This is a genomic window from Sorangium sp. So ce385 (assembly GCF_051474135.1).
GTDB lineage: Bacteria > Myxococcota_A > Polyangia > Polyangiales > Polyangiaceae > Sorangium > Sorangium cellulosum_D.
This window is the reverse complement of record NZ_CP150337.1, coordinates 11772188-11789622: the sequence shown is the minus strand read 5'-3', so window position 1 is coordinate 11789622 and position 17435 is coordinate 11772188. Positions and strand designations below refer to the sequence as shown.

Below are 17435 nucleotides of genomic sequence, written 5' to 3'. Positions count from 1 at the left end.
TGGGCGGAAAGGGGGGCGGGCGTCTCGCCTGGCGGGCGTCTCGCCTCCGGCAGGCGGATGCCGTACGCTGTCCGCGATGGGACATCCTGCCAGGCGCACCGGGCTCTCGCCCGCGGAGTACCTCGCGTTCGAGCGGGCCTCCGATCAGAAGCACGAGTACGCGAACGGCGAGATCTTCGCGATGTCGGGCTGCACCCGGGCGCACAGCCTGCTGGCCGGGAACCTCCAGCGCGAGCTCGGCAACGCGCTGCTCGACCGCGCCTGCGAGGTCCACACCTCCGACCTGCGCGTCAAGATCTCGTCCACGGGGCGTTACGTGTATCCCGACGCCTCCGTGGTCTGCGGCGATCCCGCGTTCGAGGATGCGGAGCTCGACACGCTCACCAATCCGAGCGTGATCGTCGAGGTGCTCTCCGATTCATCGGAGGCCTACGATCGCGGCGACAAGTTCGCGCAGTACCGGAGCGTCCCCTCCATCGTGGAGTATGTGCTCGTCTCCCAGAAGGAGGTGCGCATCGAGCACTTCCAGCGGCAGCCGGACGGCCGGTGGCTGCTCGCCATCCTGGGCCCCGGCATGCAGCTCGAGCTCGAGTCGGTCGGCGTCGTCATCGACGTCGATCGCGTCTATCGCAAGGTGCCGCTCGCGCCCTCCGAGCTCGACTGAGCGGCCGTCCTCGCGAGGCCCCGGGCGCGATCGCGCCCGGGGCGGCGCGCGTCACTGCGCTGGACGGCAGTACTCGTCCTGCGGGGTGACCGACTCCACGACGACGGTCGTGCCCTTTCTGATCACGAACTCGCTCAGGCCGACCTCCTGGCCCTCTGGGCTCCAGTCGTACGTGTAGCCGAGGCGCGTCCACGGATACCCGTCCTCGCCATAGGACGTCGCCTTCAGGGCGTTGAACCAGTCCTCGTGTTCTTGCGGCGTGCCGTCCGGGAAGTCGAGATCGGCGGTCGTGTCGTCGATCTCCAGGTCCGGCGTCGGGCGGAACATCGACTCCGCCGGCACCCAGAGCGCCACGACGCGGTCCTTGCCGCTGTCGGGCGGCAGGCCGAGCAGCTGCTCGAGCCGCAGCGAGAGCGCCGCTCCTTCGAGGCCGCTCGCGCGGCAGAACGCCTGGAGCTCGGGCGCCGCCGTGCTCCAGACCTCGACGCCGAGCTCCGTCTCCTCGCCCACGAGCTCGTCATAGCCCGCGTAGGACGTCCAGGTGAGCATCAGCACGCGATCCTCGGCGTCGCGGACGAGACTGGCAGTCTCGTCGTCGATCGCCGTCAACGTGTCCACGCGCTCGCTCTCCTCGGCGACCTCGGCGTCGGCGACGGCCGCGTGGTACAGCTCGAGCAGGCTCGCCTCGCCGCCCGCGCCGCCGCCGCCGCCCTCACCCGCGCCGCCTTGGCCTGCGCCGCCGCCCTCGCCCGCGCCGCCGCTCCCGCCTGCGCCGCCGCCCCCGTCCGTGTCGTCGCCGCCGCACGCGACGAGCAAGGCGCACGCGCAAGCCCCCACCGCCAACCAGCTTTTGCCCATATCTCCTCGATGCCTCCCGCCTGTCCCGCCGGCTCGTCGAGAGCCGACCGGACATCAGCCGTCGCAGGCTACAGCAACGAGGTGACCGTCGGGCCACGGCGGTGAGGTGACGGCGCGAGATCGCCGCCCGCGCTCTCCCGGCGCGCGATCACGCCGCGTCGTGAAAGATGATACCCGCCGTGTGGCGGTGCCCCGAGCGCACACGGCTGACGCCGTGCCGCATGTTGACCCGGTACACGCCGCGCGTGCCCTGCACGGGTCGATGACGGACGGCGAAGACCGCCGCGTCGCCCTGGCGCAGCGGCACCACCATCGGTCGAGATTGCATCCGCGGGCGCTGCTCCGTCATCACGAGCTCGCCGCCCGTGAAATCGCGCTCGGGCTCGGAGAGGAGGATCGCGACCTGGAGCGGAAAGACGTGCTCACCGTAGAGATCTTGATGCAGGCAGTTGTAGTCACCCTCGCCATACTGCAAGAGGAGCGGCGTCGGCTGGACCTGGCCCGCGGCATGGCAGCGCTCGACGAAGCGCGCGAGCTCCTCCGGATACCGCACGTCGAGGCCCATCGCCGCGCTCCAGCGGTTCGCGACGGGCACGAGGCGCGGATAGAGGCCGGTCCGCAGGGAGTCGATCAGCGCGGGCAGCGGGCGCGCGAAGTACTTGTACTCCCCGCGCCCGAACCCGTGCCGCGCCATCACCACCCGGCTGCGGAAGAGCTCGTCGCGCGCGTACAGCGCGGCCAGGTCGCCGCACTCGGCCCGGGTGAGCAGGCCCTCGATCACCGCGCAGCCGTGCGCGTCGAGGTCCTGCGACACGTGCGCCCAGTCCACCGACGCCGCCCGCCCGTCGCCGTCGCCGTCGTCGTCGTCGTCCACGCCGCGCGCGGCGGGGACGGCCCTGCGAGGCGCGTTCACGCGCCCGCCTCCCGGTCGAGCAGCGCGCGCTTGCGCTCGACGCCCCAGCGGTAGCCCGACAGCCCGCCGTCGTTCCGCACCACCCGATGGCACGGGATCGCCACGGCCAGCGCGTTGGCCGCGCACGCCCGCGCCACGGCCCGGACCGCGCTCGGAGCGCCGATGGCGCCGGCGATCTCCGCATAGCTCGCGGTCGTGCCCGCCGGGATGTCCCGCAGCGCCTGCCAGACGCGCTGCTGGAACGCCGTCCCGCGCACGTCGAGCGGCAGCTCGACCGGGGCGCGGGGGCTCTCCACGAGGCCCACCACCTTCGCGACGAGCTGCTCGAACCCGGCATCGCCGCCGACCAGGTGGGCTCGAGGGAATCGGCGCTCGAGATCGTGCAAGAGCTCCTCCGGATCGTCGCCGAGCAGGATGGCGCACACGCCGCGCGCGGTGGCGGCGACCAGGATCGCGCCGAGGGAGCACTCCCCGATCGCGAACCGGATCTCCATCTGCGCTCCTCCGGCGCGGTACCTCGTGGGCGTCATGCCCAGCACCTGGTTCGACTGCTCGTAGAAGCGCCCGCCCGAGCCGTACCCGGCCGCGTAGATCGCCTCGGTCACGGTGCCGTTCCTGCCGAGCTCGGCCCTCACCCGCCGGGCGCGGTGCGCCGCCGCGTACGCCTTCGGCGTCACCCCGGTGACGGCCTTGAAGATGCGGTGCGTGTGGAAGACGCTCAGCCCCGCGTGGCGCGCCAGCGCCTCGAGGCTCGGCGCCTCGTCGCTCTGCTCGATGAGCCGGCACAGCGCGGCCACCTGGGCCGCCTGGCGCTCGGCCAGCGGGGGTTGATCCGGCTTGCAGCGCAGGCACGGCCGGAAGCCTGCCCGCTTCGCGGCGGCCGCGGTCGGATGAAAGCCGACGTTCTCGGGCCTCGCGGGGCGCGCGCCGCACGACGGACGGCAGTACACGCCCGTCGTCTTGACCGAATAGAAGAACTTGCCATCGGCGCTCGCGTCGCGGGCGATCACGGCGGCCCAGCGAGGGTCGCTCTCCACCACGGCGGCGAGGGCATGGGCCTTTCCCGACATGTCGTCTGCCTCCTTCCGGCGCATCTTGCGGGTCACGAGGCGAGCTTAACCCCCGCCCGGATCGCCGCACTCCGGGTCTTGCTCTCGAATCCACGGGCGCCGGCGAGGCGCCCGAGCGAGGCCGAGCGCGCGCGGCGCGCCGCCGGGATCGCCTCGGATCTGCGCGCCGGACGCGGGGCGGTCAGCTGCTGGGCTCGATCCGGGACAGGATCCCCTCCAGCGCCTCGACCGCGCGCATCGGCAGCCGCACCGAGACGGCGGTGGAGATCGTGGTCGTCTCCGGGTTGATCTCGACGGTCGGCACCCCCGCTCGCGCGGCCTCGAGGACGGGCCCGGTGATGTAGGGGAAGAGGCTCGACGTGCCGATCGAGACGACCACATCGAAGCCCTGCGCGAGCTCGCGCCGGAGGATCTCGACCTTCTCCAGGGGGAGCATCTCCCCGAAGAGGACGACATCGGGCCGGAGCACCGCGGCGCACTCCGGGCAGCTGGGGCAGGCGGCGAGGTGCGCGTAATCGTCGACGTGCGCCTCGTACGTGCACCGCGTGCAGAGGATGCGGCGGATATCGCCGTGGATGTCGATCACGTTCGTGGAGCCGGCGAGCCGGTGGAACCCGTCGACGTTCTGGGTGAGCACCCAGCAGCGCGGGACGCGGCGCTCGAGCCGGGCGATCGCCGCGTGCGCGGCGTTGAACCGCGCTCCCCGGCACGCGCGCTCGATCTGGTGGATGTACTTCCACGTGACCTCGGGGCGCCGCTGGAACATCCAGCCCGAGAGCGCATCCTCGATGGCGAGCCCCTCGTCGGTCCCCTTCTCGCTGTAGAGCCCCCCGATCCCGCGGTAGGTCGGGATGCCGGAGGCCGCGGACACGCCCGCGCCGGTGATGAAGAGGGCTGACCGCGCCGAGGCCAGGAGCGCGCTTGCTTGCTCGATCGACATCAGGGGCGCAGTCTACCCGCCTCGCCCGGGCTTGCGCCTGCGGATCGGCCCGGGGCGCGCGAGAGGCGCTCGGGCGCGGGTCCGGCGAGGGCCGACCGCGGCTCCACCGCCCAGGCCCGCGAAGCTCGGTCGCGCCGGCCGCGTCCGCCGCCACGGACTCCGGCCGGCGCGGCCGCGATCACGCGCTCTTGCCGTCGAATTTCATCGTCTTGAGCGACTCGATGTCGACGTCGTCCAGACACCGGACGTTGATGGCGCACATCTCTTTGCCGTCAGGCCCGATTCCGCGCGCGAACGACTCGATGCCGCAGACCGAGCAGAACGTGTGGTGAATGACCTTCTTGTTGAACTGGTAATCGGTGAGGACGTCTCCACCTTGCTTGAGCGTGAACTGGTCCGCCGGCGCGAAGGCCAGCATCACGCCCAGCTTCGAACAGCGCGAGCAGTTGCACACGCCCACGGGAGCGCTCAGGTCCACCTTGACCTCGTAGCGAACCTTTCCGCAGTGACAGCCACCAGTATGGGTCTTGAGCTCCGTCATGGGCGCATGGTGCCACAGCGAGCCGGCCGCGTGACGCAAAAACGCGAGGCGCCGCGGCGCCTCGCGCACGGGAATGCACGGGAAGGGGACGTGCCCGCGCCGCAGCGGCAGCTCGCCGACACCGGGTTCTGCGGCGAGGCATTGCCTTCTGTCGGAAACTTTTCTCAGCGTTCAGGCTGCCAGCGTTCAGGCTGGTGGAGCGCGCCGGGCTCCCGGAGAGGGGCCGACACAGGCCGTGTGCGTCGCCTACTGCTCCTCGTAGTTCCAGGTCAGCCCGCCATCGACGAAGTACGTCGAGCCGGTCACGTAATCGGCGTCCGCCGAGGCGAGGAACACGGCGAGCCCGGCCACGTCCTCCGGCTTCCCCAGGCGGCCGAGCGGGATCTGCCCGAGCAGCGCGCCCAGCTTGTCGCGATCCTTGAGCAGGTCGGCGTTGATCTCGGTCTCGATCGCGCCCGGCGCGATGGCGTTCACGGTGATCCCGGTGCCGCGCAGCTCGACCGCGAGCGTGCGCGTCAGCATGCGGACGCCGCCCTTGCTGGCGCAGTAGGCCGCGAAGTTGGGGAACGGCAGATCCTCGTGCACCGAGCTGATATTGATGATCTTGCCGGGGCGCCCCGCCTCGCGCAGGTGGCGGACCATCGCCTGGCTCCCGAAGAACACCGCCTTGAGGTTGGTGTTCACGACCCGATCGTAGTCCTCCTCGGTCACCTCCCAGAACGGCGCCCGCTTCTCCATGCCCGCGTTGTTGACCAGCACGTCCAGCCGGCCGAAGCGCGCGACGACGTCCCGGATCAGCGCCTGCACGCTCTGGACGGAGGCGACGTCGACGGAGAACAGATGACCTCGCCGTCCGGCGGCCTCGACCTCGGCCAGGGCTTCCTCGGCGCCCTCCTTGCTCTTGTGGTACGTGAGCGCCACGTCGGCGCCCTCGCGGGCGAAGCGAACGGCGATGCTGCGGCCGATGCCCCGGCTGCTGCCTGTGACGAGCGCGATCTTGCCTTGCAATCTCATGGCGGCCTCCTCTGTCCACGAGGGGGGTCGTCCCCTCTGCCTGCCCGCCCCCTTTGCTCCGGTGGGGCTGTTTCCTACCATCCGCCCGCACCCTCGACGACGTCGTTCGGTACCGGCGAGGCGTGTCGTCGACCGGGCACCTTCTAGCATACCCGCTCGCCCTGAGGGGTCGACGTCGAGGACCGAGGCCGAGAGGCTGCTTGTCGTCAGGTTTTCGCGTACGCTCCACGGTCACCGGCCGGGCGAAGGCCGCGAGGAGACGAGCCGGTGGCGCGCATCAATTGGCTGCATGTGTCGGACTTGCGGATGGGGTCAGGCCAGTCGACGATGCTGTTTCATCCGGATGTTCGTGACGGCCTGGAGCGCGACCTGCGCCAGCTGCACGCGGAGGCGGGGCCGTGGGACGCCTTGATCCTCACAGGCAACCTCACGGAGAACGGCCTTCCCAGGGAGTTCGAGCGCGTGGATGCCTTCCTCGACTCGATGCTCGCTTACCTCGCGGAGCTGGGGTCGACGCCCGTCGTGCTGGCAGTGCCAGGCGGTCAGGACGCGTCATGGCCGCGCTCGGACGAGCTTGCGACAGCCTGGCGCGATCCGGCCGCTCGCGCGTTACTCCGCGCCCCGCGCGGCGGGAGCCCGCACGCCGGGCGGCCGTTCTGGGAAGGGCTGGCATCGGCGTTTGAGCCGTTCTCGGAATGGCAAAGGCGTCGCTGCCCGGAGCGCTGGGCTGGCCCCGTACCGCTCGTGCCGGGCGACTTCGTCCACGTCATCGAAAAGGACGGCTGCCGCCTCGGCGTGCTCGGCTTGAACTCGGCCTACGCTCATTTCGGCGCTTCCGACCATGCTGGCTTTCTCGATGTAGACACGCGCTTCGCTCGATAGGTCCTCGAAGCAGCAGGGCGCCTACCGTTTGGCCCGCGTGGTCGCCCGACGGAGCGCGCATCGCCTCCGGCCACGCAGACGGCACCGTGATCGTCTGGGATACCGCGCGGGACTTCGCGCACGGAGCTCCCCTGTGGTCGGCGAAGGCGCATGTCAGCCATATCCTCGATGTCGCCTGGTCGCCGGACAGGCGGCGCCTCGCTTCGATCGCAGACGACTGCCTCCTGATCTGGGACGCGGAGCGCGGTGGCCCTCCAACCAGGGTGCGTGGCTCGTCGCTCCAGGGCGGCTGGGGCGTCGCATGGCGGCCTGCCGGCGATGTCCTCGCCTTCCGCGATCGGACCGATCATGTGAATCTATGGCAGGGCGACCGTTCCGCGGCGATCAGGTTCGGTGATGCCTCCAACGTCCACGCCTTCACGTGGTCACCCGACGGCGGCCGCCTTGCCACCGCATCCTTTCGTCACTGGACCATCGACTTATGGGACGCGGCGACGGAGACCATTGAACGAACGCTGAAGGGGCCGAACAGCGGGGTGCTCGATCTCGCCTGGATGCCGAGCGGCCGCTTTCTCGCCGCCGCCTCCTGGGACGGCGCCGTGGCCATCTACGACACCGAGCGAGAAAGCCCTGAGCCCGCCGTCACCCTCGTCGCCCACGCCGACGCGGTGACGAGCGTCTCGTTTTCGTACGACAGCCGGCTCCTCGCCACCAAGTCTCACGACGGAACCGTGAAGATCTGGCGCACGGACCGCTGGGACGCTGTCGCGACGATCCCCGAGGCCACCTCGCGCCAGTTCCACGCCGGCATCGCCTTTTCCCCCGTCGCGCCCGCGCTCGCGACGCTCGGCGGCTGGAATCTCCGCATCTGGGATCTCGACATCGATGCATTGCTATTGAGCGCCTCCACGCAGCCGCGCACCGCTCACTCGGTGAGCGCCAAGGTCGTCCTCGTGGGCGAGGGGAGCGCCGGCAAATCCTGCCTCGCGCTTCGCCTCGCCGAGGATCGCTACGAGGAGCTCGGCTCCACGCACGGCATGCGCTTCTGGTCCTTGCCGGCCGAGCGCCTCGGCGCGGTCCTCCCCGAGGACGCGGCGCATGACCCGCCGCCCCACGGCGCGCATGACCCGCCGCCCCACGGCGAGGAGCGCGAGGTCGTCCTCTGGGACCTCGGCGGCCAGAGCGAGTACCGGCTCGTGCATCAGCTCTTTCTCGGCGATACCTCGGTGGCGCTCATGGCGATCGAGCCCCGCCGAGGGCAGGCGGCGCTCGACGAGATCGAGGCATGGGACAGGCGGCTCGAGCGACATCATCAAGCCCGATCCATCCGGAAGATCCTCGTCGGCACCAAGCTGGACGACGAGCACGCTCCGGCCGATCGCGAGGCCATCGAGCGCCTCGCCTGCCGCCTGGGCTTCCAGGAGTACGTGCCGACGAGCGCGAAAGAGGGCCTGGGGATCGACGCGCTGAGGCGGGCCATCGCTCGCGGCATCGACTGGTCCGAGCTCGGCAGGACCAGCCAGCCCGAGCTCTTTCGACGCATCCGCGGCGCGATCGAGGCTCAGACGGCAGCGAAGCGCGTGGTCCTGCCGCTCGGCGAACTCGAGCAGATGCTGCGCGACGAGGACCCCGGGAGCTATGATCCCGAGGCGATCCGCGCCGTGGTCCAGCAGCTCGCGCGCCGGGGCGCGCTCGCGGACAGCCGCCTCGCCGACGGTACGCGGGCGCTCGTCCTCCAGGTGGAGCAGATCGAGCGCTACGCCGGCTCGCTCATCGTCCTCGCGCGGAGCCACCCCCGCGGCATCGCCGCCATCGACCTCGCCGCGCTGTTCTCGCCGTCCGTGAAGCTACCGCGCCTCGACGACGGCGAGCGACTCCGCCGCGACCAGGAGCTCGTGGTCCTCGACTGTGTGGTGGAGCTCCTCCTCCAGCACGGCATCTGCATCCGGCACGAGGGCTTGCTCGTCTTCCCCTCACTCTTCCAGCCGAACGAGCACAATCCGGCTTTCCCTCACTCCGTGGCGCTGTATTACGAGTTCGCCGGCGCCGTGGACAACATCTACGCCTCGGTCGTCACCTCGCTCGCGGTGGGCCGCGCCTTCGGGCCGATGCGCCTCTGGGACGACCGCGCCGAGTTCTCGCGCGCCGGCCAGGGCACCGCGGGCGTGCGCCGTTCACAGCGCGGCGGGGCCGGCGCGCGGGGGATCGCTCGGCTCGACGTGTACTTCGATGAGGGCGCCGTCGACGCGACGCGCCAGCTGTTCGTCGGCTACGTCGAAGACCACCTCCGCGAGCACGGCGTCGACATCGTGGAGCAGCTGACGATGACGTGCGCTTGCGGCTGCGAGATGCCCGAGAAGGCGGTGCGCGCGCGGCTCGAAAGGGGGCTCGGCGACATCGGATGCCCGGAGTGCGAAGCGCGCCAGCCGCTGACGTTCGGCGCGGCCGAGGCCCGGGCGCGGAGCCACGAGCTCGCTCGCCGGATCCAGGCGCTGAAGACGACGGTGCTCGACGAACGAACGAAGACCGTCACGGAGACGAAGGTGAGCGTGAACCAGATCCAACGCGCGCAGGTCGCGGCCAGCGGCGCGCCAGAACAGCCCATACGCATCCTGCACCTGTCCGATCTTCACGTGCGCGGCGACGCCGACCCCGTGGCGCTCCTCCAGCCGCTCGCCGCCGATCTCGAGGACCGCGTCGACGGCCTTGGCGTCGAGAGGCTCGACTTCCTCGTGGTCTCGGGCGACGTGACGAACCGCGCCTCCCCCTCGGAGTTCGAGAAGGCGCGAGAGCTCATCTCCGGCATCATCGCTCGCTTCGACCTCACGGCCGAGCGTTGCATCCTCGTGCCGGGAAACCACGACCTCGACTGGAACGAGCCCGTCTACCGCACCGTCAAGCGGCGCCTGGTCGACCCGGGGGAGCTCGTGCCGGGCCGGTACAAGGAGCAGGGCGACCTCTACGAGCTCCGCGAGGAGTCGCTGTACCCGAACCGCTTCCGGAACTTCTCGCAGTACCTCTATCACCCGCTGCTGCAGCAGCCCTATCCGCTCGCGCCCGAGCAGCAGTGCGTGCCGCTGCTGTTCCCAGATGCGGGGCTCCAGTTCTTCGCGTTGAACTCGGCGTGGGAGATCGACGAGTACTGGCCCGAGCGCTCCGGCATCTGCCCGGGCGCCCTCGCGCGCGGGATAGCGGAGGCCGATCTCCAGCAGAAGCGCGCCCGGCAAGACGGCCGGCTCGCGCCGGACGCCGCGGTGCTGCGGATCGCGGTGTGGCACCACCCCGTCACCGGGAACGAGAAGATCCAGGACGACGCCTTCGTCGGCAACCTCCAGAAGGCCGGCGTGCGCCTGTGTCTGCACGGTCACGTGCACGAGGACCGCGCCGATCACATCGGTTATCTGCATCCGACGCGGAGCGTGCGCGTCGCGGGCGCCGGCTCCTTCGGCGCCTCGATGCGCGAACGACCGGAGGCGATCCCGCGCCTCTACAACGTCGTCGAGCTGTCGCGGGACCACGCGCGGCTCCGTGTGCACACGCGCTGCTTGAAGAGGCAGACGGGCGCATGGGAAGGCTGGGCCGTGTGGCCGGGCGCGGGCCCGGGCGAGCGGCGCACCTATTACGATGTCCCGCTCGTCTGACGGCGACGGACGAGCCATCCGGGCGGCGTCTTGGTACCTCGAGGCGCGCGGGCGCCCTTTGCAGCGATTAAGATGGCGCGCATGCGCATCGCCTCCCTGCTGCCGTCCGCGACCGAGATCGTCTGCGCGCTGGGCGCGCAAGGCGAGCTCGTCGGCGTCTCTCACGAGTGCGACTTCCCCGAGGGCCTCGGCGGCCTCCCGGTGCTGACGCGCGCCCGGCTCGCCCCGGCGCGCTCCAGCGGGGAAATCGACGCCGCGGTCCGCGACGTGCTCCGGGACGCGCTCGCGGTCTACGACATCGACGAAGGCGCCCTCCGCGAGGCGCGGCCGGACGTGATCGTGACGCAGGACCTCTGCGACGTCTGCGCGGTCTCACTCGACGACGTCCGCGCGGCCGTCGCCCGGCTGGCGCGGCAGGACGTGCGCATCGTCAACCTGCACCCGACGCGGCTCGACGACATCTGGGCGGATATCCGCCGCGTCGCCGGGGCGATCGGCCGCGCCGAAGCCGGCGAGGCGCTCGTCGCGCAGCTGCGCGCGCGCGTCGCCGCCGTCGCCGCGCGCGCGGCCGCGGCGCCGGACAGGCCGCGCGTGCTCGCGGTCGAGTGGATCGATCCGGTCATGATCGGCGGCGTGTGGATGCCGGAGCTCATCGCCCTCGCGGGCGGAGAACCCCTCGTGACGCGCCCCGGCGAGCACGCGCCCACCCTCTCGCCGGCCGACCTCGCCGCGCTCGACCCCGACGTGGTCCTGATCAAGCCGTGCGGCTTCACCCTGGAGCGCACGCTCGAGGAGCTCGACGTCCTGCCCCGCGCCCTCCCGTGGGCGCGCTACCGCGCCGTGGCGCGAGGGCGCGTGTACGTCGCCGACGGCAACGCCTTCTTCAACCGCCCTGGCCCCCGCATCGTCGAGTCGCTCGAGATCCTCGCGGCGTGCTCGCACCCGGCCCTGTTCGCCGCCGCGCGCCGCGCGCACGCGCGGTCGGTGGTGCGGCTCGACGCGGAGCTCCGGCCGCGCCCGTTCGATGAGGAGTGAGCCAGGCGAGCCGCGAGCGCCGTCGCCCCCGCATACCGTCCGAGCGTGCGAGCCGTGCCATCCGCCACGCGCGCTGTCGCAAATTGCCACGCAGCCGGGCCCCATCGCGCGCAGAACGCGCCGCTCTCGGCTCAAATCGATGGCAAACCGCTTGCAGGGCGCGAGGGAGAGGGAGCCGCCCGGCACGGTCGGCTCGCCCCGACCGGAGGCGCTCCATGACCGATCGCGCGTACGACAAAGACACGGCCTGGACCAACGCAGTGCTCCCGCCCATCGCCCCTCTCGCCGCCGAGCACAGAGCGACGGTGTGCGTGGTGGGCGCGGGGATCGCCGGGCTCACGACCGCGTACATGCTGGCCAAGGAGGGCCGCGGCGTCATCGTCCTCGATGACGGCGTGATCGGCGGGGGCGAGAGCGGCTTCACGACAGCCCACATCGTGAACGCGCTCGACCGCCGCTGGACCGAGCTCGCGAAGCTCCACGCGCCGGAGCGCCTCCGGCTGGCCGCCGAGAGCCACACCACCGCGATCGACACGATCGAGCGGATCGTGCAGGACGAGGGCATCGACTGCGATTTCCGCCGGGTGCCAGGGTACCTGTTCGCGGCGCCGGGGCAGCCGTCGAGCACCATCGAGGACGAGATCAAGGCGGCTCACCAGGCCGGCCTCGAGCGCGTGCACGGGGTCGACCGGGCGCCCCTCCAGGACTTCAACACCGGCATCGCGGCGAGGTTCCCCGATCAAGCCCAGTTCCACATCCTCCGCTACCTCGCGGGCCTCGCCCGCGCCGTCGAGCGGTACGGGGGCAAAATCTACACGAGGGCCCACGTGGTCGACGTGGACGAGCAAGCCGAGCCCGACCACGTGGTCGTCAAGACGGACCGCGGCGTGAACATCGTCGCCAACGAGGTCGTGCTCGCCACGAACTCCCCGTTCTTGCCGTGGATCTCGGTGCACATGAAGCAGGCGGGCTACAGGACGTACGTCATCGCCCTGCGCGTGCCGCGGGGCTCCATCCCTGCTGGCCTTTACTGGGACACCGAGGATCCGTTTCACTACGTCAGGCTCAGCAACCTCGACGGCGCGGACGGCCCGGACGAGCTCCTCATCGTCGGCGGCGAGGACCACAAGACCGGTCAGGCCGACGACGCGGATCAGCGCCACGCCCGGCTCGAGGCCTGGGCGAGGGAGCGCTTCCCCCAGGCGGGCCAGGTCGTCCACCGCTGGTCCGGCGAGGTCATGGAGACGGCCGACGGGCTCGCGTTCATCGGTCGCCTCAAGAAGGAGTCCCGCATCCTGCTCGTGACCGGCGACTGCGGCAACGGCATGACCCACGGGACCATCGCGGGCCTCTTGTTGAACGATCTCGTCCACGGCCGCGAGAACGCGTGGGCCGAGCTCTACGACCCGGGCCGCGTCAACCTCACGCTGCAATCGGCGTCGGAGTACCTCAAGGAGAACCTGAACACGGCGGCGCAGTACGCCGACTGGCTGACGGGGGGAGACCTCGACGACGTGGAGAAGCTGCCCCCGGGGATGGGCGCCATCATGAGACGGGGGCTCACGAAGCTCGCCGTCTACCGCGATCCGCAGGGCCATGTCCACGAGCGGTCGGCCGTGTGCACCCACCTCGGGTGCATCGTCGCCTGGAACCCGGCCGAGCGGACGTGGGATTGCCCCTGCCACGGGTCGCGCTTCGAGTGCACCGGCCGCGTCATCCACGGTCCGGCGACGAGCGACCTCAGGCCCGTCGAGACCGCCACGCCGGGCGAGGCCGAGGCGCCCGCCGACAAGCGGCTCGCCCGGACCGGATGAGCGCGCCGTCGCCCCCCGGAACACCGCGCTCGCCCCGGCGCGGCCTGCCGCGGAGGCGCCCGCCCGGCAGCGCATCGGCGGCGCCGGCGCGGGCGGGCGGGCTGTCCAGAGGCTCCCGCGCTCGTCGCGGTAGGTGAGGAAGTGTGACACGGCGGCGTGTCCAGGATACGGAGAGCCATGCAGGAGAGCGAAAAGCCCGGGGCGGCCGCCCCGCCCGGCGAGGCGCCGTTCCTCGCCGGCGACGGCGAGATGGCGCAGCTCATGCGCGATCTCGACTGGTCGCGCACCCCGGTCGGCCCCGTCGACCGGTGGCCGCAGAGCCTGCGCACCGCGGTCAGCATCTGCCTCGCTTCACGGCACCCCATCGAGATCTGGTGGGGGCCCGAGTACGCTCGCTTTTACAACGACGCATACCGCCCCATCCTCGGCGCGACGAAGCACCCGCAGTTCCTGGGTCGCCCGGGGCGCGACTGCTGGAGCGAGATATGGGACGTCATCGGCCCGATGCTCGACGGGGTGCGCGCCACCGGGCAGGCGACATGGTCCGAGGACTTCCAGCTGATCCTGTCGCGCAACGGCTACCAGGAAGAGACGTATTTCACGTTCTCGTATGCTCCTGTCCTCGTCGAGGACGGCACGGTCGGAGGCATCTTCTGCGCGTGCGCCGAGACGACGGGGCGCGTGCTCAGCGAGCGCCGCCTCCGGGCGCTGCGCGCCCTCGGCGCCCAGTCCGCCGCGGCGGCGATGGTCTCCCCGGAGGAGACCATCGCCCGCTCGGTGAGCACGCTCGTCGAGAGCTCCGCCGACGTGCCGTTCGCGCTCGCGTACATGATCGAGCCGGGCGGGGCGGAGGCCCGCCTCGCGGCCGCCGAGGGGCTCACCCCAGGCGGCCCGGCGAGCCCCGAGCGCATCCCGCTCGCCGACGGGGGCGGGATCTGGCCGCTCGCGGACGTCGCGCGGAGCCGCGCGTGCCGGCGCGTCGACACCCCCGCCGAGCGGTTCGGCGCGCTGCCCGGCGGCGCCTGGCCCGAGCCGTGCCGCGAGGCGGTCGTGCTGCCGCTCTCGCGGTCCGGGCACGCCGCGCTCCAGGGCTTCCTCGTGGTCGGCGTCAGCCCGCGCCGCGCGCTCGACGCCGCGTACAGCGACTTCTTCGAGCTCGCGGCCGGCCACATCGCCACGACGATCTCCGGCGCGCGGGCCTACCAGGAAGAGCGGCTCCGCGCGGAGGAGCGGGCCGAGCTCCTCGCGCGCGAGCAGGCGGCGCTCGCCGAGGCCGAGCGGCACAGGTCGCGCCTCGAGACGCTGTTCATGCAGGCCCCGGCCGGCATCTGCGTCCTGCGCGGGCCGGAGCACGTCTACGAGCTCGCGAACCCGCGGTACCTGGAGCTCGTCGGCGATCGCGACATCCTCGGCAAGCGCCTCTGCGACGCGCTGCCCGAGACCGCGCCGGCGGTCCTGCCGCTGCTCGACGGCGTGTACCAGACGGGCGAGCCGTTCTTCGGCAACGAGTTCGCCGTGATGCTCGCGCGCGGCGGCGAGCCCGAGGAGCGCTTCTTCAACTTCATCTACCAGCCCATCTACGACGCCATGGCCAGGGTCGAGGGCATCGCCGTGCTCGCCTTCGAGGTGACCGACCAGGTGCGCGCGCGGCGGCGGGCCGAGCAGCTCGCCCACGCGCTCGCGATCACGAACCAGGATCTCGACCAGTTCGCCTACGTCGCGTCCCACGACCTCAAGGCGCCCCTCCGGGGCATCGCGAGCCTGTCGGAGTGGATCGAGGAGGGGCTCGCCGACAAGATGAACGACGAGGCGCGCCAGCAGATGCGCATGCTCCGCGGCCGCGTGCACCGCCTCGAGGCGCTCATCGAGGGCATCCTCAGCTACTCGCGCGCGGGGCGCATCCGCGACAGGCTCTCGCCCGTGGACGTGGGCGCGGTCGTCGCCGAGTGCGTCGAGCTCCTCGCGCCGCCGCCCGAGGCGCGAATCGCCGTCGGCGAGGGCATGCCGACGATCCTCGCCGAGCGCGTGCCGGTGCAGCAGGTGTTCATGCACCTCATCGGTAACGCCCTGAAGCACGCGCGCCGCGCGGACGCCGTCGTCGAGGTCGCGTGCGCCGACGCGGGAGAGTTCTACGATTTCACGGTGAAGGACAACGGCCCCGGGATCCCGCCGCAGTTCCAGGAGCGCATCTGGGGCATCTTCCAGACGCTGGAGGCGCGCGACAAGGTCGAGGGCACCGGGATCGGCCTGTCGGTGGTGAAGAAGATCGTCGAGACGCGCGGCGGCCGCGTGGCGCTCGAGTCGGAGCCGTATGCCGGCGCGACCTTCCACGTCTTCTGGCCGAAGCGCCCGAAGGCGGCCTCGTGACCGGCGCGGCGGCTGCGCTCAGCCGTTCGCCGGTCCAGACTCAGTGTTTGCCGAGGCGCTTGATCTCTTGTCCTGCGAGCAGCGCGTGCGCCTCCGCCAGCACCTCGGGGATGCGGTGCCGCTGCGCCGCGCCGGCGAGGGCCTGCGCCAGGTCGAGCTCCCGAACACGCTCGGCGCGGTTGCCGGGGAACCAGTGGTCGCCGCTCCCGAGCAGGTTGTACCGCGCCTTGCCGTAGGCGGTCATGTCGAACGCCCTGACGTAGTTGTACAGCCGCAGGATCTCGCGGACGTTCACGTGCCCCGGGACGGCCTCCCACTCGGGCAGCCCGACGTGCCATGTGTCGACCCACGCGCGGCCGAGCACCCGCGCGAGCTCCTCGTCGAGCCGGCGCAGGATCGGCGCGAGCGCGTCCTCCGCGGCGCCCTCGCGTTCCAGGAACGGCAGGACCTTCATGTGCTCGTCGAAGTCGGACGGGCGCGCCGCTCCGACGCTGATCGTGTGGACCTCGGGGCGGGCGAGGCAGAAGAGATCGTTGAACACGATCGGCGAGAGGGGCTCGCAGAGCCGCACGAGCTTGTCGCTCGGCTCGTGCAGCTTGCCCCCCTTGTCGGTGGGGCTGATGATGAAGACCCCCATGTCGCGCTCGGCCGCGGCCTGGATGGCCGGCCAGGCGGTCTGGTTCACGTAGTACCAGTGCAGGTTCATGTAATCGAGGCGGCCGTCCTGCACCATGGCCATGATCACGCGCAGCGGCGCGTGCGTCGAGAAGCCCACCGCGCGCACGCGCCCCTGCCGCTTCAGCTCGAGCGCGGCGTCGAGGCAGCCCCCTTTGCGCAGCGACCACGCGACGCGCGTCTCGTCGTTCACGCCGTGGAGCGCGAACAGGTCGACATGATCGAGGCGGAGGAGCTTCATCGAGCGCTCGAACGTCTCGAGGAACCTCTTCGGCTCTGCCTCGGGGACGACCTTCGTCTGGACGATGATCCGGTCGCGCGGCAGCTTCGGCAGGATGTGCCCGAGCTGCTCCTCGCTCGTGCCATAGCCTCGGGCGGTCTCGATGTGGTTGATGCCGAGCTCGAGGGCCCGCGCGATGCACGCCTCGACGTTGCGCTGGCTCTCCGGCGAGATGCGGTCCTTGTCGTTCCAGGAGTGCTGGTACCGCATCCCTCCACACGAGAGGACGGGCATCTGGATCTCGGTGCGACCGAAGCGGCGATAAAGCATGCGTGTCACCTCAGGCTCGGGCGGGGGAATCTACCGCACCGTGACAGCCCTCGGCAGGCGCCGCAACGCGAGGAGCGCGAGCGGCGGCGGCGAAAGGAGCCGGCGGCGCCGCCACGGCGAGCCGCCTCGGGGGTCGACGGCGCCGCCGCCGTTCGCGCCTCCCTCGGGCTCGACGCTCCCCGCGAGCGGGTCGATTTGCATTGACACAGTCGATGTGAGCGCTCACATCGATGTGAGGGTTCTCCCTTTGCTTCGGTCTGATCCCCCAATGCGAGCGAAACCACAGCCTCGGAGCTGGGCACCGCGCACTTCGTGCGACCAGGCGTTCAGCCGCCGCCCCCGACACCACCGACGAGCCTCCGAAGCGCTGAGGCCTCGAGCGAGCCAAGCCCTTTGGGCCAGCGCCCGTGCCTCGCTCGTGATTGGCCTCGGCGCTGGGCTGATCGCCTGCAGCTCGGACGGCTCCGACGC

The 17435-nt window shown here is 71.4% G+C and carries 14 protein-coding genes and 1 pseudogene; 7 read left to right on the top strand and 8 right to left on the bottom strand.

The window, feature by feature from the left end:
• The first annotated feature begins 76 nt into the window (after window positions 1–76).
• Window positions 77–664, top strand: coding sequence for a Uma2 family endonuclease (locus WME83_RS43165; RefSeq protein WP_437315529.1), 588 nt, complete (start codon window positions 77–79; stop codon window positions 662–664).
• Between the two features lie 51 nt (window positions 665–715).
• On the opposite strand, the gene WME83_RS43160 is transcribed toward WME83_RS43165, so the two are convergent.
• The 6 genes from WME83_RS43160 to WME83_RS43135 all read right to left on the bottom strand — a co-directional run bounded on the left by WME83_RS43160 (window position 716) and on the right by WME83_RS43135 (window position 6000).
• A complete protein-coding gene (locus WME83_RS43160; protein ID WP_437315528.1) occupies window positions 716–1522 on the bottom strand; it encodes a hypothetical protein in 807 nt (268 codons plus the stop codon).
• Between the two features lie 148 nt (window positions 1523–1670).
• Complete coding sequence (locus WME83_RS43155) at window positions 1671–2351, bottom strand: 2OG-Fe(II) oxygenase (protein ID WP_437322110.1); 681 nt, start codon at window positions 2349–2351, stop codon at window positions 1671–1673.
• Window positions 2352–2431: 80 nt separating this feature from the next.
• Complete coding sequence (ada, locus tag WME83_RS43150; protein ID WP_437315527.1) at window positions 2432–3505, bottom strand: bifunctional DNA-binding transcriptional regulator/O6-methylguanine-DNA methyltransferase Ada; 1074 nt, start codon at window positions 3503–3505, stop codon at window positions 2432–2434.
• A 181-nt stretch (window positions 3506–3686) separates the two neighbouring features.
• Window positions 3687–4445, bottom strand: coding sequence for an NAD-dependent deacylase (locus WME83_RS43145; protein ID WP_437315526.1), 759 nt, complete (start codon window positions 4443–4445; stop codon window positions 3687–3689).
• A gap of 178 nt (window positions 4446–4623) precedes the next feature.
• Complete coding sequence (locus WME83_RS43140) at window positions 4624–4986, bottom strand: GFA family protein (protein ID WP_044989406.1); 363 nt, start codon at window positions 4984–4986, stop codon at window positions 4624–4626.
• Window positions 4987–5232: 246 nt separating this feature from the next.
• Window positions 5233–6000 (bottom strand): SDR family NAD(P)-dependent oxidoreductase, encoded by a 768-nt coding sequence (locus tag WME83_RS43135; protein WP_437315525.1) that lies wholly within the window; start codon window positions 5998–6000, stop codon window positions 5233–5235.
• 267 nt (window positions 6001–6267) lie between these two features.
• On the opposite strand from WME83_RS43135, the gene WME83_RS43130 reads away from it, so the two are divergent.
• From WME83_RS43130 to WME83_RS43105, 6 genes and pseudogenes are all read left to right on the top strand, one after another.
• Window positions 6268–6882 (top strand): hypothetical protein, encoded by a 615-nt coding sequence (locus WME83_RS43130; RefSeq protein WP_437315524.1) that lies wholly within the window; start codon window positions 6268–6270, stop codon window positions 6880–6882.
• Window positions 6783–7106: pseudogene (locus WME83_RS43125) on the top strand (WD40 repeat domain-containing protein); the annotation flags it as partial. The gene WME83_RS43130 and the pseudogene WME83_RS43125, both read left to right, overlap by 100 nt.
• Window positions 7107–7232: 126 nt before the next feature.
• Entirely contained in the window at window positions 7233–10523 is a 3291-nt protein-coding gene (locus WME83_RS43120; RefSeq protein ID WP_437322109.1) for a metallophosphoesterase, read from the top strand.
• 81 nt (window positions 10524–10604) lie between these two features.
• On the top strand, window positions 10605–11558 hold the full coding sequence (locus WME83_RS43115; RefSeq protein WP_437315523.1) for an ABC transporter substrate-binding protein: 954 nt from the start codon (window positions 10605–10607) through the stop codon (window positions 11556–11558).
• Between the two features lie 215 nt (window positions 11559–11773).
• Window positions 11774–13372, top strand: coding sequence for an FAD-dependent oxidoreductase (locus WME83_RS43110; RefSeq protein ID WP_437315522.1), 1599 nt, complete (start codon window positions 11774–11776; stop codon window positions 13370–13372).
• Between the two features lie 177 nt (window positions 13373–13549).
• A complete protein-coding gene (locus WME83_RS43105; protein ID WP_437315521.1) occupies window positions 13550–15739 on the top strand; it encodes a sensor histidine kinase in 2190 nt (729 codons plus the stop codon).
• A 40-nt stretch (window positions 15740–15779) separates the two neighbouring features.
• Here the strand turns inward: WME83_RS43105 and WME83_RS43100 are convergent, their stop codons facing one another.
• Window positions 15780–16964, bottom strand: coding sequence for an aldo/keto reductase (locus tag WME83_RS43100; protein ID WP_437315520.1), 1185 nt, complete (start codon window positions 16962–16964; stop codon window positions 15780–15782).
• Between the two features lie 30 nt (window positions 16965–16994).
• Window positions 16995–17165 (bottom strand): hypothetical protein, encoded by a 171-nt coding sequence (locus WME83_RS43095; protein ID WP_437315519.1) that lies wholly within the window; start codon window positions 17163–17165, stop codon window positions 16995–16997.
• Window positions 17166–17435 lie beyond the last annotated feature (270 nt).